The following is a 25,826-nucleotide window of genomic DNA, read 5'->3' as shown; positions in this document are numbered from 1 at the left end:
GTTGTCCCCAGGCTGTGGATAGTGTCTCTCAGTGACCGCTGGTTTGACCGGATGGCGTAGCCCCGCGTACCGTAACCAGGTCGAGTTGTCGATGGCTGCTGCCGCCTGCCTCCGATGGGCACAGATCGCGTCAGGTGATCGGGAAGCGGTGCACTCGGGCGTTAACGCGAGCTACTCGTGGGCGCACGGTGACAGCTAAGACGGCACCCCGCCACTACCGATTGATTTCTGGAGCCCCCGAGTGAGCAAGCGCACCTTCCAGCCGAACAACCGTCGTCGCGCCAAGACCCACGGCTTCCGCCTGCGGATGCGTACCCGTGCCGGTCGCGCGATTTTGGCGAACCGCCGCAGCAAGGGTCGCGCGAGCCTGTCCGCCTGATCCCGGTCAGGTCATGCCGTCGTGCTGCCCACCGAGAACCGGCTGAGGCGGCGCGAGGACTTCGCGACCGCAGTACGACGAGGGCGCCGGGCCGGACGCCCGTCCCTCGTCGTCCATCTTCGTAGCGGTGCCACGGACCCGCACGCGCCTGGGGAGAGCGCTCCCCCGACGCGTGCGGGTTTCGTCGTGAGCAAAGCAGTGGGCGGTGCGGTGATACGCAACAAGGTCAAGCGCAGACTGCGCCACCTGATGCGGGACCGAGTCGCCCTGTTGCCCCCCGGTAGCCTGGTAGTCGTACGAGCGCTACCCGGTGCGGGTGACGCCGACCATGCACAACTGGCCCAAGACCTGGATGCCGCCATTGAGCGGTTGCTGGGAGGGGGCGCACGATGAAGTACCCGCTGCTGGCTCTGATCAAGCTGTACCAGTGGACCATCAGTCCGCTGCTCGGGCCGGTGTGCAAGTACTACCCGTCGTGCTCCCACTATGGGTACACGGCCATCGACCGGCACGGTGCGATCAAAGGCACGGCGCTCACCGCCTGGCGCATCCTGCGGTGCAATCCGTGGTCGCTCGGCGGTGTGGACCATGTCCCACCGCGCAAGCGCCCGCGGTGGCACGAAATGCTGCGCGATGCGTGGCGCGCACGCAGGGGCGGGCCCTCCGCCGCCGAAACGGCCACCGAGGAGAACCTTCCTTCGAGCCCGGCCGCAGAGACTCCGTCCCATGCCCAAGGAGCATGATTAGTGGACACGATTGCCAGCCTCTTCAGCTTCATCACGACACCCGTTTCATGGGTCATCGTCCAGTTCCACTCGATGTACGGGAAGATCTTCGGTCCCGACACGGGCTGGGCCTGGGGCCTGTCCATCGTGTCCCTGGTGATCCTCATCCGTATCTGCCTGATCCCGCTCTTCGTGAAGCAGATCAAGTCGACCCGGGCGATGCAGACGCTGCAGCCCGAGATGAAGAAGATCCAGGAGCGCTACAAGAACGACAAGCAGCGCCAGTCCGAAGAGATGATGAAGCTGTACAAGGAGACGGGCACCAACCCGCTCTCCTCGTGCCTTCCCATCCTGGCGCAGTCGCCGTTCTTCTTCGCCCTCTATCACGTGCTCAACGGCATCGCGACGGGCAAGACGATCGGCGTCATCGACGATTCGCTGCTCGCCAGCGCTCGTAAGGCACACATCTTCGGTGCCCCCCTGGCCGCGAAGTTCACGGACAGCGCCGACAAGGTCGCCCAGCTCGGTGCCACGCTGACTGACGTCCGTGTCGTCACCGCGATCATGATCGTCCTGATGTCGGCGTCGCAGTTCTACACGCAGCGCCAGCTGATGACGAAGAACGTCGACACGACGGTGAAGACGCCGTTCATGCAGCAGCAGAAGATGCTGATGTACGTCTTCCCGGTCATGTTCGCCGTCTTCGGCATCAACTTCCCGGTCGGTGTCCTCGTCTACTGGCTGACCACCAACGTGTGGACCATGGGCCAGCAGATGTATGTGATCCACAACAACCCGACCCCGGGTTCCAAGGCGCAGGCCGCCTATCTGGAGCGTCTGACCAAGCACGTCACGCAGCACGGCAAGGCCCGCAAGCGCAGTGAGCGCACCATCATCAAGGCGATCGTCACCAAGGGCCGTGACCGCAACGAGTTCGAGCGCAAGTTCATCAACTCGCTGAACAAGGCCGGTCTCGCCGCCCAGACCGACGGCACAGTGATGCAGAGCGACAGCGCTGCCGCCGCCCAGACCGAGGACGGTGTGCCGACGACCGGCACCGCCGCCGCTCCCAAGCGCCAGCAGCCCAAGCGGCAGACCAAGGCCCAGCGGCAGTCCGGCCCCAAGGCGGCCGGCGAAGCCGAGCCGAAGACGTCGTTGAGCAAGTCCGACGAGCCGGAGGACGCCCAGCCCCCCGCCGCTGCCAAGAAGCCCGAGCCGAGGACCGGCAGCGGCACCCGCAGCAAGGCTCAGTCCGGGCAGCGCAAGGGCCCGCAGCGCCCCAAGTCCCCGTCCAAGAAGTAAGAAGGAGCCCATCCCGTGACGGAAGGCACCACCTCCGCCGCTGTCGAGGGTGCAGACACCCTGACCCGCCTGGAGCAGGAGGGCGAGATCGCAGCGGACTACCTTGAGGGTCTGCTGGACATCGCCGATCTCGACGGCGACATCGACATGGACGTCGAGGCCGACCGCGCCGCTGTCTCGATCATCAGCGACGCGGGCGGCCGAGACCTGCAGAAGCTGGTCGGCCGTGACGGTGAGGTGCTTGAGGCGCTCCAGGAACTCACGCGCCTCGCCGTGCACCGGGAGACCGGGGACCGCAGCCGGCTGATGCTGGACATCGGCGGCTACCGCGCCAAGAAGCGCGCCGAACTCTCCGAGCTTGGTGCGAAGGCGGCCGCCGAAGTCAGGAACACCGGCGAGCCGGTGAAGATGAAGCCGATGACCCCGTTCGAGCGCAAGGTCGTGCACGACGCGGTCAAGGCCGCGGGCCTGCGCAGCGAGTCGGAGGGCGAGGAGCCGCAGCGCTTCGTCGTCGTGCTCCCGGCCTGATCGGTCCGTTACGTTCCTCCGGCCCCGTCTGTAGCGCAGGCGGGGCCGGACTTTGTCAGCCTGATAGTTCTGTTGGTCGGCGCCCGGTGCGCTGAAGCGGTACGGAAGGACGGTCCCCGTGACGGAGGCAGCGGAGCTTCCCCCTGCGCCCGAGCAGGCGCGTGAGGTGTTCGGCGATCGCTTCGCGGACGCGGTCCGCTATGCGGAGCTGCTCGCTGAGGCGGGTGTGCAGCGCGGTCTCATCGGCCCACGCGAAGTGCCTCGCCTCTGGGAGCGGCACCTGCTCAATTGCGCGGTGCTCTCCGAGGTCGTGCCCGAGGGGGTGACGGTGTGCGACGTCGGCTCGGGTGCCGGCCTGCCGGGCATCCCTCTGGCGCTGGTCCGTGAGGACCTCAAGATCACGCTCCTGGAGCCTCTGCTGCGGCGTACGAACTTCCTCACCGAGGTCGTCGAGCTGCTGGGCCTGGACCATGTGACCGTGGTCCGGGGTCGTGCCGAGGAGGTCATGGGCAAGGTACCGCCGGTCCATGTCGTGACGGCACGGGCCGTGGCCCCGCTGGACCGACTGGCCACGTGGGGCATCCCACTGCTGAGGCCGTACGGCGAGATGCTCGCGCTCAAGGGGGACACCGCTGAGGAGGAGCTCAAGAGCGCGTCCACGGCGCTGAGCAAGCTCGGCGCCGTGGAGACCTCGATCCTGCATGTGGGTGAGGGCGTGGTGGATCCCCTGTCCACTGTTGTGCGGGTCGAGGTCGGCGAGAGCCCCGGGGGTGTGCGCTTCGCGGCGAAGAAGGCCAAAGCCGCTCGCACAGAGCGAGTACGGCGTCGTCGCTGATCCACCCTGACGACGAGACGTACTCCACACAAGCTGCCAAACCTACGCACGCCGGAGTGTCGCGGCAGTTCGGCCACTGCTGCTGTGCATCGTGTTTCACGTGAAACGTCGCTCACTGCTGCACGGCATCATCAGCCGCGGCCGGGCCGCGGCCGAACCCCGCGACCGTAAGCCTCTCGGCTCGCTCGGAGAGGCACCCGTACCCAACAGTGCTCGGTCCCCCGTGGGGGGCACGGAGTTGTCCACAGAGGTGGATTTCTCCACAGAAGAACAGGCCTCACTGGTTCACGACCCCGAAGGCATGGGAGGCTCTGTTCATTGCGAGCCTGAAGTCGAGGAGAGTGAATCGTTGCGGTCCGACGCCAACATCGCGGGACCGATGACCGATCCGGTCCCCGGTCCCCGTACCGAGTCGATGGGGGCGGATGTTTCACGTGAAACACCGCCTCCGATGGACGACACTCCGATCGGTCGTGCTGCCCAACTGGCCGTGGAAGCTCTGGGCCGCGCCGGCGAGGGCCTGCCACGGCCTGAGCAGACGCGCGTCATGGTCGTTGCCAACCAGAAGGGCGGTGTCGGCAAGACGACGACGACCGTCAACCTTGCCGCCTCCCTGGCCCTGCACGGCGCCCGCGTCCTGGTGATCGACCTCGACCCACAGGGCAACGCATCCACCGCTCTGGGAATCGACCATCACGCCGAAGTCCCGTCCATCTACGACGTTCTGGTCGAGAGCAGGCCTCTCGCGGAGGTCGTCCAGCCAGTCCTCGATGTCGAGGGCCTCTTCTGCGCCCCCGCCACGATCGATCTCGCCGGTGCGGAGATCGAGCTGGTGTCCCTAGTGGCGCGGGAGAGCCGGCTGGAGCGAGCCATTCAGGCCTATGAGCAGCCGCTGGATTACATTCTGATCGACTGCCCTCCTTCGCTCGGCCTGCTGACGGTCAACGCGTTGGTGGCCGGCGCGGAGGTCCTCATCCCGATCCAGTGCGAGTACTACGCGCTGGAAGGACTGGGACAGCTGCTGCGGAACGTCGACTTGGTGCGGGGCCACCTCAACCCCACGCTGCACGTTTCGACGATCCTCCTCACCATGTACGACGGCCGGACACGTCTCGCGTCCCAGGTCGCGGACGAGGTACGCAGCCACTTCGGCGACGAGGTGCTGCGAACGAGCATTCCCCGGTCGGTCCGAATCTCCGAGGCGCCGAGTTATGGGCAGACGGTGCTGACCTACGATCCGGGTTCGAGCGGTGCGCTGTCCTATCTTGAGGCGGCACGAGAAATCGCACTGAAGGGTGTCGGCGTGACATACGAAGCGCCGCATGCCCACATCGGTGCCCAGAGCGACCCGAGCATGGTGGAGGGGCTTCAGTGAGCGAGCGACGGAGGGGTTTGGGCCGTGGTCTCGGCGCACTGATCCCGGCTGCACCCACGGAGAAGACGCCGGCCCCGGCCGCGATGGGGGGCGCGAGTTCTGCGTCGCCGTCGGCGGTCCCGGTGCTGACGACCGACCGCGGGATTGCCGCGGCGAAGGTGGCCACGCTGCCGCCTGTTTCACATGAAACGGACGAGCCGACGCTGAACGGCTCCCTGGAGGTGCCTGCGCCTCCCGTGGGCGCCTACTTCGCGGAGCTCCCCCTCGACTCCATCACGCCGAACTCCCGCCAGCCGCGTGAGGTGTTCGACGAGGACGCGCTGCAGGAACTCGTCACCTCCATCAAGGAGGTCGGTCTCCTCCAACCGGTCGTCGTACGGCAGTCGGGCCCGGCCCGGTATGAGCTCATCATGGGTGAGCGTCGCTGGCGGGCCTGCCGTGAAGCTGGCCTTGAGGCGATCCCGGCGATCGTGCGGGCCACGGAGGACGAGAAGCTCCTCCTGGACGCGCTCCTGGAGAACCTGCACCGGGCGCAGCTGAACCCTCTGGAAGAGGCTGCCGCGTACGACCAGCTCCTCAAGGACTTCAACTGCACGCACGACCAGCTGGCCGACCGCATCGGACGCTCCCGCCCGCAGGTTTCCAACACCCTGCGTCTGCTGAAGCTGTCGCCAGCGGTTCAGCGTCGGGTGGCCGCGGGGGTCCTCTCCGCCGGTCATGCGAGGGCACTGCTCTCCGTCGAGGACTCGGAGGAGCAGGACAGGCTGGCCCACCGGATCGTGGCCGAGGGGCTGTCCGTGCGGGCCGTCGAGGAGATCGTGACCCTCATGGGCTCGCGTCCGCAGACGACCCAGCGCTCAAAGGGTCCACGGGCAGGCGCCCTCGTCTCCCCGGCGCTGAGCGACCTCGCGGGCCGTCTCTCGGACCGGTTCGAGACGCGGGTGAAGGTCGATCTGGGGCAGAAGAAGGGCAAGATCACCGTCGAGTTCGCCTCCATGGAGGACCTTGAGCGGATCCTCAGCAGCCTGGCTCCCGGCGAGGGCCCGGTCCTGCAGAAGAGCCTTCTGGACGATGACTCCGAGGACGACGAGGCCTAGAGAGTTGATGGCCGACAGGGCGGTTTCGCCCGGTGGGCCGACAGAGCGGGCCGTGTCCGGTGTGTACCGGAACACGGCCTGCTCTTTGCTTTCAGGCAGTATCGATGCAATCGCTTCGTGGATACGATGCGTTCGGGTATGGCGCATCCACCTGGCAGTACCTCTGAGAGGGAGGCAGCGGCCATGCGAACGATGAGCCGCACCGGACTGGTGAGGGCAGGCCTGGGTCTGGGCGCGGTCGGCGGCTTCGTCGGCAGCCTCCTCAGAGAGCGGAGTGCTCTGACAGCCGCCCGTGACGCAGCGGGCGAAGGAAGCGAGGAACAGCCTTCATGGGGCGTCGGCTCGTACCGCTCACGCTGGACAACCTTCAGGACCTTCCCAAGCGCTGTCGCGCGTGTGTCTTCTGGGAGTTGGACCCCGTCAGCGGCGAAGCCGCGGTAAGGGCGGGCACGCCCGCGCTGGAGAAGGAAGCGTGGATCTCGGCGGTCCTGCTGGACTGGGGATCCTGCGGCCGGGTTGTCTACGTCGACGACGTGCCGGTGGGCTTCGTGCTCTACGCCCCTCCGGCCTACGTTCCCCGGTCGACGGCGTTCCCCACGAGTCCGATCTCGCCGGACGCGGTCCAGCTGATCACTGCGTTCATGATGCCCGGCTACCAGGGGCAGGGACTCGGGCGCGTCATGGTCCAGACGGTCGCCAAGGATCTGCTGCGACGGGGCTTCAAGGCGATCGAGGCCTTTGGGGACGCGCGGTGGAAAGAACCCGCGTGTGTCCTGCCGGCCGATCATCTCCTGGCCGTGGGATTCAAGACGGTCCGCCCGCACCCGACTTACCCACGCCTGAGGCTGGAGCTGCGGACGACGCTCTCCTGGAAGGAAGACGTGGAGATGGCGCTCGACCGGCTGCTGGGGGCTGTGCAGAAGGAGCCGGTGTTGCGGCCGCTGTGACGGACGTCCGGACAAGCGGATGGGCCAACCCTTCAGGGTTGGCCCATCCGTGTTTCACGTGAAACATGTGCCGTCGGCTCGGCGGCTTCGCCGACTACTCGGCGATGAAGTCCTCGAGATCGCGGACGATCGCGGCCTTCGGCTTCGCACCGACGATGGTCTTGGCGACCTCGCCGCCCTGGTAGACGTTCAGCGTCGGGATGGACATGACGCCGTACTTTGCGGCCGTACCCGGGTTTTCGTCGATGTTGAGCTTGACGACCTCGATCTTGTCGCCGTACTCAGAGGCGATTGCTTCGAGGGACGGAGCGATCTGGCGGCACGGACCGCACCAGGCGGCCCAGAAGTCCACCAGGACGGGCTTGTCGCTCTTGAGGACGTCCTGCTCGAAGGAGTCGTCGGTCACGTTCTTCAGGGTGCCGGCCACGGCGGGCTCCTTAACTGGTTGGTGCGTGGGGCGGATGGGGGTCAGACAGAGGTCTTCTCGGGCTCCGCCTGCTCCTCGTCCGCGAGGGCGGCGAGGTAGCGCTCGGCGTCGAGAGCGGAGGAGCAGCCGGTGCCGGCCGCGGTGATCGCCTGGCGGTAGGTGTGGTCGACGACGTCGCCGGCGGCGAACACACCCGTCAGGTTGGTGTGGGTCGAGGGGGAGGCGACCTTGAGGTAGCCCTCCTCGTCCAGGTCGAGCTGGCCCTTGAAGAGTTCGGTGCGCGGGTCGTGGCCGATCGCGATGAACAGCCCGGTGACCGCCAGGTCCGAGAGCTCGCCGGTCTTGAGGTTGCGCAGCTTCAGACCTGAGAGCTTGGGGTCGCCCTGGATCTCGGCGACCTCGCTGTCCCATACGAACTTGATCTTCGGGTCGGCAAAGGCACGCTCCTGCATCGCCTTGGAGGCGCGCAGCGTGTCCCGGCGGTGGACGATCGTCACGGACTTGGCGAAGCGGGAGAGGAAGGTGGCCTCCTCCATCGCGGTGTCGCCGCCGCCGATCACGGCGATGTCCTGGCCCTTGAAGAAGAAGCCGTCACACGTGGCGCACCAGGAGACTCCGCGCCCGGAGAGCGCGTCCTCGTTCGGCAGACCGAGCTTGCGGTGCTGGGAGCCGGTGGTGACGATGACGGCCTTCGCCTTGTGTACGGTGCCGGCGGTGTCGGTGACGGTCTTGATCTCACCGGTAAGGTCGACGGAGACGACATCGTCCGGGACGAGTTCGGCGCCGAAGCGCTCGGCCTGGGCACGCATGTTGTCCATGAGCTCGGGGCCCATGATGCCGTCCTGGAAGCCCGGGAAGTTCTCCACGTCGGTGGTGTTCATGAGCGCGCCACCGGCGGTGACGGCGCCCTCGAAGACCAGCGGCTTCAGCGACGCGCGCGCGGTGTAGAGCGCCGCCGTGTAGCCGGCGGGCCCGGAGCCGATGATGATCACGTTACGGACGTCGCTCACGGCTTGGTTCCTCGTCTCTGGACTGCGTCGTAGGTCCGGTGGGAGCCCTCTGAGAACTCTCACCCCACCCAACGGATCCTAAGGGGCGCGCATTCCCGCTGTGTCCGGGCACACGGAGACGCGACACCGTACGGGATACCACGCAGAGCGGAGGCGAAGCGTGTGCGCTCAGGGACGGTTGTAGGAGTGCTTCAGGAGAACCTTCGCCTTGGCGGACGACGGATGACTCACACAGGTCGAATCCACGATGTACGCGGTCACCCTGGAACTCGCGGAAGCGTCGGACATGACCACGAGCAGCACGTCCGTCCCCTCGTAGGTCCCTTGCTTCATGGCGAGCGCCGGGTCGGTGCGTCCGATGCCCTTACGAACACAGTCCGGGACCGTGGGCTCTTTGAAGATCTTGGGCTGGTTGGAACCGCCCTCCACGCCGAGGCTGTGGGGAGCATGGGAGCGGCTGTCTGAGTCCTTGCTCTTGAGGAGACCGGCGACCTGATTCCCCAGCTTGGCCTCTGAGAAGGTGTCCGCGCCGGTGGACTCCCGGCCCTGGGCCTGAGAAGTGGGCGACTTTCCATCGTTCAGCGATGCCAGGAGGACGGAACCCAAGCCCAGTGCGGCGACCGTGAAGACGGTGCCCAGGATGGCGACCCTGCGGCGTCCGCCCCGCTTGCGTTCCTTGCGGCCCGGTCCGGTGGTGGAGGCCCGGGCGTGTCCTGCGGGCCGGTTCGCCGTTGCCGATGTTTCACGTGAAACATCCGGGCTGTCGTGGCCGTCGCCGGTGTCGTTCATGGAACGGGAAGAGCTGACGAGTGTCGGGGTGTCAGTGGCAGCGGGTGAGGTCGCGTTCAGCAGTGCCTCAGCAGCGAGCGCGGCGTCGATCCGGCCGGCGACATCGGCGGGCATGCGTGTCGGGCCCGGCATCGAGCCCAGCAGCCCTCGGATCTCCTCCAGGGACATGTGGACGTCCGCGCAGAGTTCGCACTCGTCCAGGTGCCGTCGTATGTCGGCGGTCCGGGACGCTGGAAGCAGCCCCTCGGTGAGGTCGGAGATTTCGGCGACGTCCGGGTGTCCGGCCATGTCCGTCGTGGATGTCACGCTCGCCCACCTCCGCCCTTCACTGCAGCTGAATCACTCGGCCCGGTATCGCGTGAACCGTCGGTCGGCGGTCCCGCTGCCGGTGGGACGGATGTCCCCTGCGTCCGGTTCCGCCTCTCACTCCGTTCCTTTGCGCCACCGGAGTTTTCCGGCCGCAGATGAGTGAGGAGCGGTAGGAGTCTGGCTCTGCCACGGGCGCAGCGGCTCTTCACCGTGCCGGTCGGGACGTCGAGGAGGTGCGCGGCTTCGGCGACCGGGTACCCCTGCATGTCGACGAGGACGAGGGCGGCGCGCTGGTCGGGCGGGAGGGTGCCGAGGGCTTCCAGCAGCTGACGGTGCAGGTCGTTGCGCTCCGCGGGAGCCGATGCCTCCTCGTGCGGCTCCAGCAGCTGCTCCAGCCGCTCGGTGTCGTCGACCGGCGAGGTCTTGCGTGAGGCGGCCTTGCGTGCGCGGTCCAGGCAGGCGTTCACCGTGATCCGGTGCAGCCACGTCGTGACGGCCGACTGTCCCCGGAAGGTGTGGGCGGCCCGATAGGCCGACACAAGGGCGTCCTGAACGGCGTCAGCGGCCTCCTCGCGGTCTCCCAGCGTCCGCAGGGCCACCGCCCACAGGCGATCACGATGACGCCGCACAAGCTCACCGAAGGCGTCCGGGTCGCCGGCGACATGACGGGTGAGGAGATCATGGTCGCTGACGGAATCGCTCGCGGTCTCGTCCAACTGTTGCCCTCCCTCCCGCCGTTGCTATCCGAGGGTAGTGCCTGGCACAGATCACCGTTCTCTGATCGTCAGGCGGATCGTCCCAGGCAGGTGAGAAGGGCTTCGTCGTCCCGCTGCGCACATCGAGGGCGCTGCCCGATTCGTTGTAGATGTGGCAGGACGGGACTCGCAGAAACGACCTCGTGGCCCCTTCCCTCAGCTGGTCACCTTGATGTCGGCCACTCTGGCGCGCCATTGCCCATCGTCGACTTGCAGAGGCAGCTTGGTCAGCCACACCAAGAGGTATCGAGACTTGACGGACTTGCCGGGCTTGAGTTCCACAGTGGTCCCTGAGCCCGAGGCGACCTTGGTGTAGGAGGAGAAGGTCACCGGCTTAGCGCCCGCGTCGGCGCTCGCGCTGCGGAGTTCGACCGAAGTGTCTCCCACGAAAGAGACAGTCACCTTCCCGACCTGCTGGACCTTGCCGAGGTCGAGGATGATACCGACGCCCGACTTAAGGTTGCCGAAGTTCGCGCTCAGGTAGTAGTCCGTCTGCCAGTACGTGGCCGTGGTGTTGTCGTAAGCCTTCCCTATGTCCGAGGGCTTCTCGGACTGGTCGCCGAACGGGTCGAAGTCAAAGGCCCGCTTGACGGTGATGGGCTTGCCGCCGGGCGGCTGGTTCGTGCCGCCCTTGTCTCCCCCATCCGTCGTCTGCGTCTTGTTCGTGTCGTCCGACTTGTTGCTGCTGTCCATGAGGGCGTCCGCGAGCTGCCAGCTGCCCAGGCCCAGGGCGGCGATGAGGAGGGCCGAGACGGCCCACTTCAGGGCCTTGCCTGTGCGGCTCTGCAGTGGTGCCGGAGGAGTCGGGACCGGCTGGGTGGCGCCGCGGTGGGGTGCCGGGCGGCCGTACGTGCCCTGTTGGTACGTGGTGCGCTGGTACTCCGGGGGCGCGGTGAACGAGGGCTCCGGCGGGCGGATACGGGGCATCTCGCCGACGGCCTTCACCAGTTCCTCGGGCGTCGTGCACGGCGACTCGTGACGGGAGGCAGTCGCCCCGTCGTTGGCGAGTGCGCGCATGGAGAGCTCGGACAGACCGCGGTGGACGCCCGCCCGCACCTGGTCGGGCGCGATCAGGCCGACGTCCTTGGGCAGCCCCGACAGGCCGTACGCGTCGTTCTCGTACGGCCAGCGCTGAGTGAGCCCGGCGTACAGGAGCGCGCCGACGGACTCCGTGTCGGTGCGCTGCGGGGTGTCCGAACTGATGCCGCGCAGCGCGGCGTTGACGGCGAGGCCGCGGATACGCCACTGGCCGCTGGAGGAGCGCAGCACGGCGTTGGGGTTCAGGCGCAGGTGGGCCAGACCCTCGCGGTGCGCGGCAGCCATCGCGGAGGCGATCTGACTGACCATCTGGTAGGCGTCGTGCGGCTCCAGCGGACCGGAGGCGAGCAGAGTGGTCAGCTCGACGGCGTCGGGCAGCCACTCGTGCACGACGTAGACCAGGTCGTTCTCCTCGACGGCGTCGAGTACCTGGACGAATCGGGGATCACCGAGGAGCGCCGACGAACGTGCCGCGGCCAGCACCGAACGTGCCCGCGAATGGTCCGCGGGCAGGAGGTGAACGCCGACGGCGCGGCGAAGCTTCTCGTCCACGGCGCGCCAGCTGCTGAATCCGTCCAGACGGGTGACGCATTCTTCGAGCCGGTACCGTCTGGCCAGTTTGTGGCCGCTGTGCAGCTCGGGTGCTGAGGCCTTCTCGGGACCCTCGGTCCCGCCACTCCCCTGTGCCTCGTCGATCTCCGTGTCCCGCTCCCGGTTCTGGGCCACCCCGTCGGCCGTGGACTGGTCCGCCTCCGCGGTCAGCGGCTTGTCGCCGCTGTTGTCTGCCACGTCGACGGCAGCCGTGCTCCGTTCCGCCACCGTCGTTCCTGCCTCCCCATTCAATGCGCGCCGACCGACATCCGTGCGCGCCGTCCGACGCCAAACCAATTGTGCCCACAGTCCGCCGCTATGCACGACACACGGCGGCGGACGATGGTTGTGCGCGTACCCCCGCGTCAGCGCCCCAGACGTCCGCGGACCATGCCGACCAGTGAGTTCAGCTCCTCGATGCGCATCTTGCGGGCGGCTACGAAGAAGATCCCGAGCAGAACGACTCCGCCGGCCAGGAGGGCCGCGAGGGATCCGACAACGCCCTGGCCGAGCGTGTGGCCGATCTCGTAGCAGGCCGCGCCGCTGAGCAGCGCCGCCGGCACCGAGGCGATGCCGAGCCGTGCGTAAGTGCGCAGGACGCGGGCGCCGTCCAGGTCGCCGCCCAGCCGCTTGCGCAGCCGGTTCCAGGCGACTCCGACGCCGATCGCGTAGGCGAGACCGTACGAGGCGGCCATGCCTGCCACGGCCCAGCGGGGCGGCAGCACGAAGTAACACAGCACCGAGGCGCCTGCGTTGACGGCGGCCACGATGACCGTGTTGTAGAAGGGCGTGCGGGTGTCCTCGTAGGCGTAGAACGCGCGCAGGACCACGTACTGCACGGAGTACGGGATCAGGCCGAGGGCGAAGGCCATCAGCATGAAGCCCATGTTCGTGGCCTCACTGATGCCCGAGGAGCCGAAGATCAGCGTGCACATCGGGATGCCGAGAGCCAGGAAGCCGAAGGCGATCGGCACGATGGCGACGGCCGTGGTGCGCAGGCCCTGGGAGATGTCGTCGCGGACGGCGCCGCCGTCGCCCTCCGCCGCCGAGCGCGAGATGCGCGGCAGCAGGGCGGCCATCAGAGAGACGGTGATGATGGCCTGCGGAAGGCCCCAGATCAGCTGGGCATTGGCGTAGGCGGCGAAGCCGGTGCCGTCGACGGGCGACGCCTTGCCGGCCGACGTGGACAGCTGCGAGACGACGATCGCGCCGGCCTGGTTGGCGAGCACGAACAGGACGGTCCACTTGGCGAGCGTCACGGCCTTGCCGAGGCCGTGGCCCCGCCAGTCGAAGCGCAGTCGCAGCCGGAACCCGGTCTCGCGCAGGTACGGGATCATCGCCAGGGCCTGGACGACAAGGCCGAGCAGGACGCCGATGCCGAGGAGCCGCTGGCCCTCCGGCGGAATGTTCGTGACCTTCATGCCGGAGTCCGCTGCGGTGCCGTACACCCAGATGAACATGCCCAGCGTCACGATGATGACGATGTTGTTCAGGACCGGGGTCCACATCATCGCGCCGAACTTGCCGCGGGCATTGAGGATCTGTCCCATCACCACGTGGACGCCCATGAAGAAGATCGAGGGCAGGAAGTAGCGGACGAAGGTGACGCCGACTTCGTTGGCCGCCGGGTCGCGGGCGACCGAGTCGGACAGCAGACGGATCAGGAGCGGGGCGCCGAGGACCGCGAGCACCGTGAGGCCGCCCAGCGCCACCATGACCAGGGTCAGCAGCCGGTTGGCGAAGGCCTCGCCGCCGTCCTCGTCCTCCTTCATCGCGCGCACCAGCTGGGGTACGAAGACGGAGTTGAGACCGCCGCCGACGGTGAGGATGTAGATCATCGTCGGCAGCTGGTAGGCGACCTGGAAGGTGTCACCGAGCAGGCCGACGCCCAGTGCCGAGACGATCAGTGCGGAGCGGATGAAACCCGTGAGGCGGGAGACCATCGTGCCCGCGGCCATGACAGCACTGGACTTGAGCAGGCCCGTGGCTCGCCCGCCCTTCTTCGCCGTGGCCTGGGAGGACGCCGGGGCAGCGGCGGGCATGGCGCCGAGGTTGAGGGTCTCGTCCGCCGTGGGCGCGGGAGCCGACGGAGCCTGGTACTGCGGCGCCGGTGACGGCCCGCCCGGGGCGGCTGCCGGGCCGGGCACCGACGGGGGATCGGACGCCAGGTGTCCGCCCTGCTGCTGGTCCCGGAAGAGGTGCGCGAAGGCGTCCGGCTCGTGGCGCTCCTCGCCGGCCTGGGTGACCAGGTCGTCGACGCCCACGTACTGGGTCGTACGGGGGTCGTCACCGTACGGCAGGTACTGGTTCGGGCCACCCGGCTCCGGCGCCGGGGTCTGGGCCCACACACGCGGGTCTGGGGCGTACGGAGACTGGGGCGGCCGGCCGTACAGCGGCTGCTGCGGCTGGTAGGTGCCCGGGGGCGGTGGGGGGTGCGCCGCGCGGTCGTAGAGGGCCTCCGCGACCGGATCCTGGGCGGAGAGGTCCTGCGCCCGGTAGGGGTCCTGGTCGTAGGCGTCCTGGAGGTACATGTCGGCGGGGGCCTGCGGCTGCACCTGGCCGTGCTCGGGCGGCGGGCCCTCGGGGGGGCCCGAGCTGCCCGCGGCCTGGCCGCGGTCACCGTCGTACGGCGCGTTCATGGTTTACCCCACCTCATCGTCCCGGGCCCACCGGCCACGACATCCTCAACGGTCCACTCTCTCACCCGTGCCGGACGGGTCGGCGCTTTCCGGTGCGGTGTCCGGTGTCGGGTCACTCGGCTGCTCAGGGTCGTCTGCCCGGGCGTCAGTGCCGGACTCCTCCTTGAGATGGTCTGCAGGGCCCTCGGGGTTCTTGGGCCCGTCTTCGGGCTCGCCACCCGCCTCGCCGGGACCGTCCTCCTCGGCTTCACGTGCCGCCCGCTTGCGCTGTGTGTACATCCGGAAGCCGGCAAGCACGAGCAGGAGGAAGCCGCCGCCGATGACCAGCATCACGGTGGCCGTGAACTCGGTGACCTTGACGTCGAAGGTGACGGCATCGCCGTACTCCTGGCCGTCCTGCGTGTACAGCTGGGCGACCACCGTGGCCTGGCCGTTGGCCTTGGCCGACGTGGTGAACTTCACCGTCTGACTGTGCCCGCCGGAGACCGTGACGGGCTGCTCCTGGTAGGCGTCGCCGCCGATCTGGAGCCGGGTGGGGCTCGTCGAGGTGAGACGCAGCGTCAGGTGCTCGACGCCCTGCACCAGGTTGTTCTGCACCGTCACAGGGATCGTGGCGCTACGTCCGGAGAGCTTCGTGTCGGACTTGTCGATCAGCTTGACCTGGCTGGTCAGCTCGGTGAGGTGGTTCTCCACGTTGATGCGGAAGCTCTCCGCACCGGCCGGGCGGCCCCGCCACGACGTGGACATCCCGCGGTTGATGGCCCGTCCGAAGGGGGTCACCACCCGGGACTCGTCAGAGAGGATCACCTGGAAGTTGTCGAGCTTGTCCTGGGTGGTCGCGATCGCATCGAAGGCCGAGCGCGGCAGCTCCTGCTTGCGCAGCGAGGGGGGGTACGCGGACGTCGACGGCACCGCCGTGGTGGCACCGGGGTCGGGCTTGGCCTTGGCGGTCGAGGCGAGGTCCTGGCTCTCCGACCAGTTGCTGCCCTGGAGGGCCGTGAGCGCCGCGGCCATCGCCTGGGCCTGGCGCGTCGTGGGCATCCGCTGCGGGGCGACGACAATGCTGCGCTGTTTGTTCGTCTGCTTGTCGAGCGTCAGGCTCTGGGCGAGGAACTGCTGAACGGCCAGCGTGCTGGCGGAGGCCTTCGTCAGATCCCCCTGGAAGACCGTCGACAGGCGGGAGTCCGCGACGACCGCGGTGGTGCCGCCGCCGATCGGGCGGGCCGCGGAGGGGGTGTAGGGCAGGCCCGCGGTCTCCTGGAGGCTGTCGCTGCGCGCGATCACCTTGTCGGCGCCGGCGGAGGTGGCGACCTTGATGATGGACGGGTCGACGGCGCCTTCCACGGGCCAGGCGAAGTCGGTGTTCGCCTTCACGTGAAGGATCGGCTCCACGGTGTTGGCGACGACGTCGGTGGCCTCTTTGAGGTGGCTCAGCGAGCCGCTGACGCTCGTGCCGTTGTGGGCGAGGGAGGCAAGGTCCGGGTCGGCGAAGGGCAGGGCCACGACCTCCTTGTCGGCCACAGCCTGCTGCAGCTCGCCGAGCCACTGCTTGGCGACAGCCTGGTGGGTGCCCGCCGTGGTGCTGCCGTTGTCGGTCCGGACACGATAGCTGCGGGTCATCGCGTCAACGGAGGCCAGCAGGTCCGGGTCGATCACCCAGGTGACGTCGAGGTCCTTGCCCAGGGACAGCATCTCGTCGAGGCGGCCGCCCGGGGCGATCTCCTTGGCGAGGTCGTCGTTGAGGAAGACCGGCGTCTGCTGTTCGTTCGATCCCGTCTCCGCCGTCATGTGGACGGTGGAGACCAGCGGCCACAGGAACGTCGTCTTCGTCTTCGTGTCGGCCTCGTCGGGCTGCCACGGCAGGAAGGTCCGCTCGATGCCCAGGAGCTTGTCCCACGGCTGTGCGGACGTCTGGCCGGACAGCGAGACGGCGAGCTGGTAGACCCCGTCGCCGCCGAGGTCCAGCTTGTCGACCGGCACCGTGATGCTGAAGGGCTCGGCGACCCCAGGGGTGAGCTTGGAGAACTTCTCGACGTACTTGCCGCCGACCTCCGGGCCTGTCGAGCCCTGGACGCTGTCACTGCGCTGTGCGGTGTCCTGGACGTCAGAGCGCGTGTTCAGCTTGGGACCCACGCTCAGTCCCACGTGGGCACCGGTGACCGTCTGCTTGCCGTTGTTGGTCACCGTGCCCGACACGGTCAGCGCGTCCCCGTCCGTGAGGACGTCGGGGCTGAGCGAGTCGAGGGCGACGGATACCGAGCCCGTGTCGGAAGCGTCCTGCGACGGGAACTGTCCGGCCGCATCCGCGGAAGCGGCGGAGGGCAACTGGAGGAGGCCGGCCAGCAGAGGCGCCCCCGCGAGCAGTGCTCCCGTGCGCCGCAACCAGCGGCGGGCAGGTGAGGGATGCGTCCCCTGGAAGTCTGCCGCCTCGGCCACGCGCTCGCCCGTCCCTCGTCGTCGTCAGTGGTCGTCGGAATGTGCGTCCACGCATGGTAACGATGCGCGCTGAAGGGAAGTGCCGCGGACCGCTCCACAAGATCGGGAGACAGGGTCGAGGTGTCCTGTATGTGTGTGAATAAAGAGGAGCGCCACCGTACGCCTCAAGAGCAGGCCTTGTGCCTGTATCGAGGGAGGTGTCCGTGCACGTTTAATGGAGGCGCTCTCGGTCGTCCGGGCCACGTACCCTCTTCTGTTGTGCCGAACGTCAACGAAGCCAACCTCAGCGCCCTGAGTCAGGAGCCGCACCGCGTGCCGAGCGAACCGCTGCGGGTCGCCCCTGTCGCCGACGACCTCGCCCGCCGTTTCCAGGAGGCGGGATTCTCGCTCGCCCTCGTCGGCGGCTCGGTCCGGGATGCGCTGCTTGGCCGGCTCGGCAACGACCTCGACTTCACGACCGACGCACGCCCCGAGGACGTCCTCAAGATCGTCCGGCCCTGGGCGGACGCCTTGTGGGAGGTCGGCATCGCCTTCGGCACCGTGGGCGCCCAGAAGGACGGCTACCAGATCGAGGTCACGACCTACCGGTCGGAGGCCTACGACCGGACCTCGCGCAAGCCCGAGGTGTCGTACGGCGACTCCATCGAGGAGGACCTCGTCCGGCGTGACTTCACCGTCAACGCGATGGCCGTGGCGCTTCCGGAGAAGAAGTTCATCGATCCGCACGGCGGACGGGACGACCTCGTTGCGCGGGTGCTGCGTACCCCGGGCACTCCTGAAGCGTCCTTCTCCGACGACCCACTGCGGATGATGAGGGCCGCACGCTTCGCCGCACAGCTCGATTTCGAGGTGGCTCCCGAGGTCGTGACGGCCATGACGGAGATGGCGGAACGCATCGAGATCGTCTCGGCCGAGCGGGTACGGGACGAACTCAACAAGCTCGTTCTCTCCGGGAACCCACGCAAGGGTCTGACGCTGCTCGTCGACAGTGGGCTTGCCGAGCATGTGCTGCCCGAACTGCCGGCCCTGCGGTTGGAGCGCGACGAGCACCACCGGCACAAGGACGTCTACGAACACTCACTGATCGTTCTGGAGCAGGCGATCGAGCTGGAGAAGGACGGCGCCGACCTGACCCTCCGACTGGCCGCGCTGCTGCACGACATCGGCAAGCCGCGCACGCGCCGTTTCGAGCAGGACGGCCGGGTCTCGTTCCACCACCACGAGGTGGTCGGCGCGAAGATGACCAAGAAGCGCATGACGGCGCTCAAGTACTCCAACGAACTGGTGAAGGACGTCTCACGTCTGGTCGAACTCCACCTGCGTTTCCACGGCTACGGCACCGGGGAGTGGACGGACTCGGCGGTCCGCCGCTACGTCCGTGACGCCGGCCCGCTCCTCGACCGCCTGCACAAGCTGACCCGCTCGGACTGCACGACGCGGAACAAGCGCAAGGCGGCGGCTCTGTCGCGTGCGTACGACGGTCTGGAGGAGCGCATTGCTCAACTCCAGGAGCAGGAGGAGCTGGACGCGATCCGCCCGGATCTGGACGGCAACCAGATCATGGAGATCCTGGGCATCGGTCCCGGCCCGGTCATCGGCAACGCGTACAAGCAGATGCTGGAACTGCGGCTGGAGAACGGCCCGATGGAGCATGAGGCCGCGGTGGCCGCTCTCAAGGAGTGGTGGGCCGAGCAGGGCTGAGGGTGTGAAACAAGGTCATGTTTCACGTGAAACATGACCTCGGGCGCGGTGAGGGGCGGTGTTTCACGTGAAACACCGCCCCTCAGTTCATCGGTCCTACTTGGTGTAGTCCTTCAGGCAGAGCAGGAAGTCGCTGCTGTCGCCGCTCTCCGTGTAGGTGTACTTGAAGTCCTTGGCCGCGGCCTCGCACTTGGTCGAGGTCTCGATCTCGGTGGTGTACGAGCCCTTGATCTTGGCCAGCACCACAAACTGCGCCTTCGCAGAGCTGCAGTCGACGACCTCGAGGTCCGGGTCGCTGTCACTGGTGTTACCGCGGTGCATGCAGTCGCCGACCTTCGCGGTGTTGGCGTCATCGCGGCTGGCTATGTAACCGCCGATGGCAACACAGGCCACCACAGCGACGATGACGATGTTCTTGATCGTCTTGAAGCTCGGCTTACGGCTGGGCTGCGGCGGAACCGGGGCGTACGGCGCCGCACCCTGCGGGGGGAACCCGGGCTGACCCGGCTGCTGCGGGTAGGCGCCCTGGGGCGGGTACGGTGCCTGGCCCTGGGGCTGGCCGTAGGGCTGCTGGCCCTGCGCGAACGGATTCTGGCCCTGGGGCGGCGGAGTAGTCACTTGGGGATCCCCCTAGAAGCAGGCATGGCGATATGGCGCACATAAGAGGCGAGTAAGACGCACGTAAGTTACCGGGCGCCACTGACATCTCTGTAGCCCCGGGGGACTCTGTGCCGTTGATGTGACACTTACTGGCGTTCAAAGCGGGCCATAGCTGCAGCAACTGCCCCGTAGATAACGGCGACTGTGACCACCAGCGGCACGGAACGGCCATCCGGCGGCAGCATCAACGCGGCCACCGCGGCGGCGCCGACGAAGGCGATGTTGAAGAGGACGTCGTAGATGGAGAAGATCCGGCCTCGGAAGCCGTCGTCCACCGAGGACTGCACGACCGTGTCCGTCGCGATCTTCGCGCCCTGGGTGGTCAGACCTAGGACGAAGGTGGCGGCCAGCATCGGGGCGGGGGCGAACGGGAGACCGAGGGCGGGCTCCAGGACGGCGGCCGCCGCGGCGCAGACGACTATCCAGCGGCCTGGCCCCAGCCGGCCCGCGGCCCAGGGCGTCATCACGGCCGCGGCGAAGAAGCCTGCGGCCGACGTCCCCAATGCCAGCCCCAGCAGGCGCAGTCCGTCGTCCGCGTTCGAGGAGAAGGCGTACCGGCACAGCATCAGCAGCATGACGAGCAGGGCGCCGTAGCAGAACCGCATCAGGGTCATCGTGAGGAGCGCCCAGGCGGCCTCTCGGCGTGGGGGTGCGGCGAGGTGGCGAAGGGCTGCCGTGAGGTCGCGGGCGGTGCCGGAGAGCGTCGCTGCCAGCTTGGGGCGCACCAACTCGGGGTCCGGCCCCAGTTGTTCGGGCGCGAGGCTGAGCGACGCGAGTCCCGCGCACAGGTACAGGACGGCGCCGAGCAGCACCACGGCGGCGTCGGAGTCGGACACGACCAGCCGTACGACGAAGGCGAGGCCGCCGCCGGCGGTCGCGGCGAGCGTGCCGGCGGTCGGGGAGAGGGAGTTGGCCATCACGAGGCGCTCGGCGTCGACCACGCGCGGAAGCGCTGCGGACAGCCCCGCGAGAACGAAGCGGTTGACCGCAGTGACGGACAACGCGGAGGCGTAGAAGAGCCAGTCCGGGACGTGGCCGAGGATCAGGACGGCCGTCGTCGAGGCCATCACGGCCCGCAGCAGGTTGCCGTAGAGGAAGACCTGGCGTCGGCGCCAGCGGTCCAGGAGGACACCGGCGAAGGGGCCCACCAGCGAGTACGGGAGCAGCAGGACCGCCATCGCGGAGGCGATCGCGGCGGGCGAGGTCTGTTTCTCCGGCGAGAAGACGACGTAGGCGGCGAGCGCGACCTGGTAGACGCCGTCGGCGCCCTGGGAGAGCAGGCGTACGGCGAGCAGGCGCCGGAAGTTCGCGAAGCGCAGAAGGGTGCGCAGGTCACGGACGACGGCCATGGGGCACAGCCTCACATACGGGGAGGGTCCCCAGGTCATGCGACCCGGGGACCCTCGACGCCCTGGCAGGAGCAGTTGTGTCAGCGCTTAGCGCTCGACCTCACCCTTGATGAACTTCTCGACGTTCTCGAAGGCCTCGTCGTCGAAGTACTGCACCGGCGGGGACTTCATGAAGTACGAGGAGGCGGAGAGGATCGGGCCGCCGATGCCGCGGTCCTTGGCGATCTTCGCGGCGCGCAGGGCGTCGATGATGACACCCGCGGAGTTCGGGGAGTCCCAGACCTCAAGCTTGTACTCGAGGTTCAGCGGGACGTCACCGAAGGCACGGCCCTCGAGGCGGACGTAGGCCCACTTGCGGTCGTCGAGCCAGGCGACGTAGTCGGACGGGCCGATGTGGACGTTCTTCTCGCCCAGCTCACGGTCGCGGATCTGCGAGGTGACGGCCTGCGTCTTCGAGATCTTCTTCGACTCCAGGCGGTCACGCTCGAGCATGTTCTTGAAGTCCATGTTGCCGCCGACGTTGAGCTGCATGGTGCGCTCAAGACGGACACCGCGGTCTTCGAACAGCTTTGCCATCACACGGTGCGTGATGGTCGCGCCGACCTGCGACTTGATGTCGTCGCCGACGATCGGGACGCCCGCCTCGGTGAACTTGTCCGCCCACTCCTTGGTGCCGGCGATGAAGACCGGAAGAGCGTTGACGAACGCGACCTTGGCGTCGATGGCGCACTGGGCGTAGAACTTCGCCGCGTCCTCGGAGCCGACGGGCAGGTAGCAGACGAGGACGTCGACCTGCTTGTCCTTGAGGATCTGGACGACGTCGACCGGGGCCTCGGCGGACTCCTCGATCGTCTCGCGGTAGTACTTGCCCAGACCGTCCAGCGTGTGGCCACGCTGGACCTGGACGCCCTTGTTCGGGACGTCGCAGATCTTGATGGTGTTGTTCTCGGAGGCGCCGATCGCGTCCGCGAGGTCGAGGCCGACCTTCTTGGCGTCGACGTCGAACGCCGCGACGAACTCGACGTCGCCGACGTGGTAGTCACCGAACTGCACGTGCATCAGGCCGGGGACCTTCGACGCCGGGTCGGCGTCCTTGTAGTACTCGACGCCCTGCACCAGCGACGCCGCGCAGTTGCCCACGCCGACGATGGCTACGCGAACCGAACCCATTCCGGTTGCTCCCTGTGTGTACGAGTGAGGCCCTGACTGGGCTCTCACGTGGCGGTGTCGTCGGGCGTATCCGTCCCAGGGGTGTCCCCGGGACGGGGCAGGCCGCCCGTCGCTCCAGATGTGTTGTTCTGCTGAGCGGTCCCCCCGGAGGCGGGACCCTTCAGGTCCCGTCCGGCCCGCTCGCTTTCGATGAGCTCGTTCAACCAGCGCACTTCGCGCTCCACGGACTCCATTCCGTGGCGCTGGAGCTCAAGCGTGTAGTCGTCGAGGCGCTCCCGGGTGCGCGCCAGGGAGGCGCTCATCTTCTCCAGACGCTCCTCCAGCCGGCTGCGGCGACCCTCGAGCACGCGCATGCGTACGTCGCGCGACGTCTGCCCGAAGAAGGCGAACCGGGCCGCGAAGTGCTCGTCCTCGTACGCGTCGGGGCCCGTCTGCGAGAGCAGTTCCTCGAAGTGCTCCTTACCGTCCGCCGTCAACCGGTAGACGATCTTGGCGCGACGCCCTGTGAGTGGTGCGGCGAGCGCATCCTCGGGTGGGTGCGCCGACTCCTCGATCAACCAGCCGTTGGCGACCAGCGTCTTGAGGCAGGGATAGAGCGTCCCGTAGCTGAACGCGCGGAACACGCCCAGTGACGTATTGAGTCGCTTGCGCAGCTCGTAGCCGTGCATCGGGGACTCGCGGAGCAGGCCGAGTACAGCGAACTCAAGGATCCCGGAACGCCGGCTCATCCGCTCGCCTCCTCGCCTTTATTTCGCTCCGATGTATCGACTCGATACATCACGACGATAGAACGGCCTTCCGGACGGGACAAGTGGGGAGACGGTGAACGGGATCACATCACTTATTCATCCGAGGCAAGTTGCCCGATTTGGAGTGAACTTTGGGACTCGGAGGGTTTTGACGGTGCGTAGTCTGTGCGCCATGCACACCACCGGGAACCGAGTGACGCACGGGGGCGTCGGTGTCCTGGGTGCCGTACGGATGAATGAGGGATCGACCACATCCGTACTTCGGGGGGACCGGAAACCAGCCGCCGTTTCCAGGCGCGCAAGGGTGCGCCTGCCCGAGGAGTAGTCGTTCGATGAGCGAGCACCGTCGCAAACCGCCGCAGCCGCAGGGAGGCGGACGTGCCGCGGCCCGACGCGGCCAGTCCGGCTCGTCCTCCGGCCGCCGTGCGGCACCGCGGGGCGCCACCGGGTCCCCAGCCGATTACGGACTGGGCCAGGGGTCGATTGACGAGGAGCGGTCGCACAGCGGCCGCGCCGAAGCCCGCCGCGCGGCACAGAGAAGTGGAGGCGGCCGCCGCAGAGCGACCGAGCCCGGCCGCGGGGGTCGCCGCGGCGCGCCGGCATCCGGGCGAGGACGGGCAGCCGGTCCCACCAGTAAGCGGTTCATCGACTATCCGCGTGCGGGCAAGTACGGCGCCGCTCGCTGGCTGCCGTCGTGGAGACTGGTGACGGGACTCTTCATCGGCTTCTTCGGCAGCATGGTGGCTGTCGCGGGCATCGCCTACGCGATGGTCGGTGTTCCGAACCTCGCGAAGACGGCGAAGGCCCAGAACAACGTCTTCTACTGGTCCGACAACACCGAGATGGTCGCCACGGGTGGCGAGACGAACCGTCAGATCGTCAACCTCTCGCAGATCCCCAAGAACATGCAGTACGCCGTCATCTCGCAGGAGAACAAGACCTTCGAGACCGACAGCGGCATCGACCCCAAGGGCATCGCCCGCGCCGTCTTCAACATGGCCAGGGGCGGCAATACGCAGGGCGGATCGACGATCACCCAGCAGTACGTGAAGAACGCGATGCTGGACGATCAGTCGCAGACCGTCTCACGGAAGGCCAAGGAGATCCTCGTCTCGATCAAGGTGGGTGCCACCAAATCGAAGGACGAGATCATGGCCGGCTATCTGAACTCGGCCTACTACGGACGAGGCGCCTACGGCATCCAGGCGGCCGCGCGTGCGTATTTCAACCAGAACGCCGTCGACCTGGACGCGGGGCAGTGTGCCTTCCTGGCGGCGATGCTCAAGGGCGCCACGTACTACGACCCGGCGGGTGCGACCTCGCTCGACAGCTCGGCCACTCCCGAGGCCAACAGCAAGCGGGCCTTGAGGCAGATGCAGAACACGCTGGACAAGATGGTCGAATACGGCAAACTGAGCAGCGCAGATCGGAAGAAGTTCACCACGCTTCCCGCATGGCAGAACCCCCGCTCGAACAACGCGCTGAGCGGGCAGGTCGGCTACCTCGTCGACCTCGCCAAGGCGTACCTGGTCAACAACACGAACATCTCCGCCAACGACTTGCAGCGGGGCGGCTACTCGATCTACACGACCTTCGACAAGAAGAAGGTCAAGGAGCTCGAGGCCTCCGTCAAGAACGTCCAGAAGACCAACATCAAGCCCAAGCAACGTCCGAAGACGGACACGCACGTCCAGTTCGGCGGGGCCTCCGTGGACCCGAGAACCGGCGCCATCAAGGCCATCTACGGCGGTGAGGATGCGACCAAGCACTTCACGAACAACGCCGACGTGACCGGCGCCCAGGTCGGTTCGACGTTCAAGCCGTTCGTCCTCGCGGCGGCGATGAAGTGGGGCGTGCGAGACAGGAGCCTCGGCCCGGAGCAGGCGCAGGACGAGCGGACTCAGGTGTCGCCGAAGAGCCTGTACAGCGGCAAGAACAAGCTCAAGATCGAGGATTACGACAAGACGGTCTGGAAGAACGAGAAGGGCGAGGAGTGGCTGCAGACCAACGACGGCAACGAGTCGTACGGCAGTCCGCCCAAGTACCAGATCGATCTGCGTGAGGCGATGCGGGAGTCGGTGAACTCCGCCTATGTGCAACTCGGCATGGATGTCGGGCTGGACAAGGTGAAGGAAGCGGCCATGGACGCCGGTCTCAAGAAGGACAGCCTGGCCGGTACCAACTACCCGTCCTTCTCCATCGGTATCTCCGACCCGAGCGCGATCCGGATGGCGGGTGCGTACGCAACCTTCGCAGCCAGCGGTGAACGGCGTGACCCCTTCTCCGTCTCAAGGGTCACGAGCAGGGACGGCACGGTCTTCACTCACCAGGACCAGCCCGAGGAAGCCTTCACCCCCAAGGTCGCCGACAACGTCACCGACGTGCTGAAGACCGTGGTCGAGAAGGGCACAGGCACCAACGCCCGACTGCCCGGACGTGATGTGGCCGGCAAGACCGGTACCACCGACGGCAACAAGTCGGCCTGGTTCGTGGGCTACACCCCGCAGCTGTCCACGTCGATCACGATGTTCCGGTACGACGATGACGAGACCAAGAAGAACCGCACCTTCCTGGAGATGTACGGGACCGGTGGCCAGGAGAAGATCCATGGCGCTTCGTTCCCGTCCGAGATCTGGCACGACTACATGGAAGAGGCGTTGAAGGACCAGAAGGCGCTGCCGTTCCCGACCCCAGAGCCCATCGGTGAGATCGTCAACGACGTGCCGAGTCCCACTCCCACTCCGACCGTCAGTGACACCCAGGAAGCCAGCCCGAGCCCGAGTCCCACTCCCAGTGAGACGCTGACGAGTCCGTCGCCGTCGTCGAGTGAGTCCTGCCGGTTCAGCTGGCAGTGCAGCGACACGGGTGGCACGGACACCGGCGGGACCGACGGGGGCGTGACGCCGACGCCAACGGCCACGGACACGTCAGGGACCGGTAACAGCAGAGGCAATGGCAACGGCAACGGTGGCCTCTTCGGAGGGTCGACCGGCTAGCTGCCAGAATGCCCGGGAA

22 protein-coding genes are annotated in these 25,826 nt (G+C 67.5%); 11 read left to right on the top strand and 11 right to left on the bottom strand.

Features of this window, described 5'->3' with window-relative positions; genetic code table 11:
• Nucleotides 1–241 precede the first annotated feature (241 nt).
• From rpmH to OG870_RS23420, 9 genes are all read left to right on the top strand, one after another.
• Nucleotides 242–379 (top strand): 50S ribosomal protein L34, encoded by a 138-nt coding sequence (rpmH, locus tag OG870_RS23460; protein WP_005482975.1) that lies wholly within the window; start codon nucleotides 242–244, stop codon nucleotides 377–379.
• Nucleotides 380–400: 21 nt separating this feature from the next.
• Nucleotides 401–772 carry a ribonuclease P protein component gene (gene rnpA / locus OG870_RS23455; RefSeq protein ID WP_266583108.1) on the top strand — a complete coding sequence of 124 codons (372 nt, stop codon included), beginning with the start codon at nucleotides 401–403 and terminating at the stop codon, nucleotides 770–772.
• Nucleotides 769–1,122, top strand: coding sequence for a membrane protein insertion efficiency factor YidD (gene yidD / locus OG870_RS23450; RefSeq protein WP_266517796.1), 354 nt, complete (start codon nucleotides 769–771; stop codon nucleotides 1,120–1,122). The genes rnpA and yidD overlap by 4 nt, the downstream gene beginning before the upstream one ends.
• 3 nt (nucleotides 1,123–1,125) lie before the next feature.
• Nucleotides 1,126–2,406 (top strand): membrane protein insertase YidC, encoded by a 1,281-nt coding sequence (gene yidC, locus OG870_RS23445; protein ID WP_266517793.1) that lies wholly within the window; start codon nucleotides 1,126–1,128, stop codon nucleotides 2,404–2,406.
• 15 nt (nucleotides 2,407–2,421) lie between these two features.
• Nucleotides 2,422–2,934: a Jag family protein gene (locus OG870_RS23440; RefSeq protein WP_266517791.1), complete on the top strand. Its 513-nt coding sequence runs from the start codon at nucleotides 2,422–2,424 to the stop codon at nucleotides 2,932–2,934.
• Nucleotides 2,935–3,052: 118 nt separating this feature from the next.
• On the top strand, nucleotides 3,053–3,769 hold the full coding sequence (gene rsmG, locus OG870_RS23435; RefSeq protein ID WP_266517789.1) for a 16S rRNA (guanine(527)-N(7))-methyltransferase RsmG: 717 nt from the start codon (nucleotides 3,053–3,055) through the stop codon (nucleotides 3,767–3,769).
• 301 nt (nucleotides 3,770–4,070) lie between these two features.
• Nucleotides 4,071–5,144 carry a ParA family protein gene (locus tag OG870_RS23430; protein ID WP_323179426.1) on the top strand — a complete coding sequence of 358 codons (1,074 nt, stop codon included), beginning with the start codon at nucleotides 4,071–4,073 and terminating at the stop codon, nucleotides 5,142–5,144.
• Nucleotides 5,141–6,241: a ParB/RepB/Spo0J family partition protein gene (locus tag OG870_RS23425; RefSeq protein ID WP_266517786.1), complete on the top strand. Its 1,101-nt coding sequence runs from the start codon at nucleotides 5,141–5,143 to the stop codon at nucleotides 6,239–6,241. Before OG870_RS23430 ends, OG870_RS23425 begins: the two co-directional genes overlap by 4 nt.
• 329 nt (nucleotides 6,242–6,570) lie before the next feature.
• On the top strand, nucleotides 6,571–7,188 hold the full coding sequence (locus OG870_RS23420) for a GNAT family N-acetyltransferase (protein ID WP_266517784.1): 618 nt from the start codon (nucleotides 6,571–6,573) through the stop codon (nucleotides 7,186–7,188).
• Nucleotides 7,189–7,282: 94 nt separating this feature from the next.
• Here OG870_RS23420 and trxA read toward each other — a convergent pair whose 3' ends face one another.
• The 7 genes from trxA to OG870_RS23385 form a co-directional block, all read right to left on the bottom strand.
• Nucleotides 7,283–7,615: a thioredoxin gene (gene trxA, locus OG870_RS23415; protein WP_103545205.1), complete on the bottom strand. Its 333-nt coding sequence runs from the start codon at nucleotides 7,613–7,615 to the stop codon at nucleotides 7,283–7,285.
• Between the two features lie 41 nt (nucleotides 7,616–7,656).
• A complete protein-coding gene (trxB, locus tag OG870_RS23410) occupies nucleotides 7,657–8,625 on the bottom strand; it encodes a thioredoxin-disulfide reductase (RefSeq protein WP_266517780.1) in 969 nt (322 codons plus the stop codon).
• A gap of 168 nt (nucleotides 8,626–8,793) precedes the next feature.
• Nucleotides 8,794–9,720, bottom strand: coding sequence for an anti-sigma factor family protein (locus OG870_RS23405; RefSeq protein ID WP_266583111.1), 927 nt, complete (start codon nucleotides 9,718–9,720; stop codon nucleotides 8,794–8,796).
• The gene (gene sigM / locus OG870_RS23400; protein WP_266517775.1) at nucleotides 9,717–10,439 is read right to left on the bottom strand and encodes an RNA polymerase sigma factor SigM; all 723 of its coding nucleotides are present in this window, start codon (nucleotides 10,437–10,439) and stop codon (nucleotides 9,717–9,719) included. The genes OG870_RS23405 and sigM overlap by 4 nt, the downstream gene beginning before the upstream one ends.
• A gap of 195 nt (nucleotides 10,440–10,634) precedes the next feature.
• The gene (locus OG870_RS23395; RefSeq protein WP_266517773.1) at nucleotides 10,635–12,335 is read right to left on the bottom strand and encodes a serine/threonine protein kinase; all 1,701 of its coding nucleotides are present in this window, start codon (nucleotides 12,333–12,335) and stop codon (nucleotides 10,635–10,637) included.
• Between the two features lie 137 nt (nucleotides 12,336–12,472).
• Nucleotides 12,473–14,746 (bottom strand): murein biosynthesis integral membrane protein MurJ, encoded by a 2,274-nt coding sequence (murJ, locus tag OG870_RS23390; protein ID WP_266517770.1) that lies wholly within the window; start codon nucleotides 14,744–14,746, stop codon nucleotides 12,473–12,475.
• 45 nt (nucleotides 14,747–14,791) lie between these two features.
• Nucleotides 14,792–17,182, bottom strand: coding sequence for a DUF6049 family protein (locus tag OG870_RS23385; RefSeq protein ID WP_266583112.1), 2,391 nt, complete (start codon nucleotides 17,180–17,182; stop codon nucleotides 14,792–14,794).
• 258 nt (nucleotides 17,183–17,440) lie between these two features.
• On the opposite strand from OG870_RS23385, the gene OG870_RS23380 reads away from it, so the two are divergent.
• Entirely contained in the window at nucleotides 17,441–18,883 is a 1,443-nt protein-coding gene (locus OG870_RS23380) for a CCA tRNA nucleotidyltransferase (RefSeq protein WP_266583114.1), read from the top strand.
• 96 nt (nucleotides 18,884–18,979) lie between these two features.
• Here OG870_RS23380 and OG870_RS23375 read toward each other — a convergent pair whose 3' ends face one another.
• From OG870_RS23375 to OG870_RS23360, 4 genes are all read right to left on the bottom strand, one after another.
• Entirely contained in the window at nucleotides 18,980–19,501 is a 522-nt protein-coding gene (locus tag OG870_RS23375; RefSeq protein ID WP_266517761.1) for an LppU/SCO3897 family protein, read from the bottom strand.
• Nucleotides 19,502–19,629: 128 nt separating this feature from the next.
• The gene (locus OG870_RS23370) at nucleotides 19,630–20,892 is read right to left on the bottom strand and encodes an MFS transporter (RefSeq protein ID WP_266517758.1); all 1,263 of its coding nucleotides are present in this window, start codon (nucleotides 20,890–20,892) and stop codon (nucleotides 19,630–19,632) included.
• An 87-nt stretch (nucleotides 20,893–20,979) separates the two neighbouring features.
• On the bottom strand, nucleotides 20,980–22,062 hold the full coding sequence (locus tag OG870_RS23365) for an inositol-3-phosphate synthase (RefSeq protein ID WP_266583116.1): 1,083 nt from the start codon (nucleotides 22,060–22,062) through the stop codon (nucleotides 20,980–20,982).
• Nucleotides 22,063–22,106: 44 nt separating this feature from the next.
• Nucleotides 22,107–22,790, bottom strand: coding sequence for a PadR family transcriptional regulator (locus tag OG870_RS23360; protein WP_266583118.1), 684 nt, complete (start codon nucleotides 22,788–22,790; stop codon nucleotides 22,107–22,109).
• Between the two features lie 353 nt (nucleotides 22,791–23,143).
• Here OG870_RS23360 and OG870_RS23355 point away from each other — a divergent pair, with 353 nt between their 5' ends.
• Nucleotides 23,144–25,807: a transglycosylase domain-containing protein gene (locus OG870_RS23355; protein ID WP_266583120.1), complete on the top strand. Its 2,664-nt coding sequence runs from the start codon at nucleotides 23,144–23,146 to the stop codon at nucleotides 25,805–25,807.
• Nucleotides 25,808–25,826: the final 19 nt, after the last annotated feature.

This window comes from Streptomyces sp. NBC_00461, assembly GCF_036013935.1.
Lineage (GTDB): Bacteria > Actinomycetota > Actinomycetes > Streptomycetales > Streptomycetaceae > Streptomyces.
The sequence above is the reverse complement of the archived record's forward strand: the minus strand, read 5'-3'. Positions and strand labels throughout refer to the sequence as shown.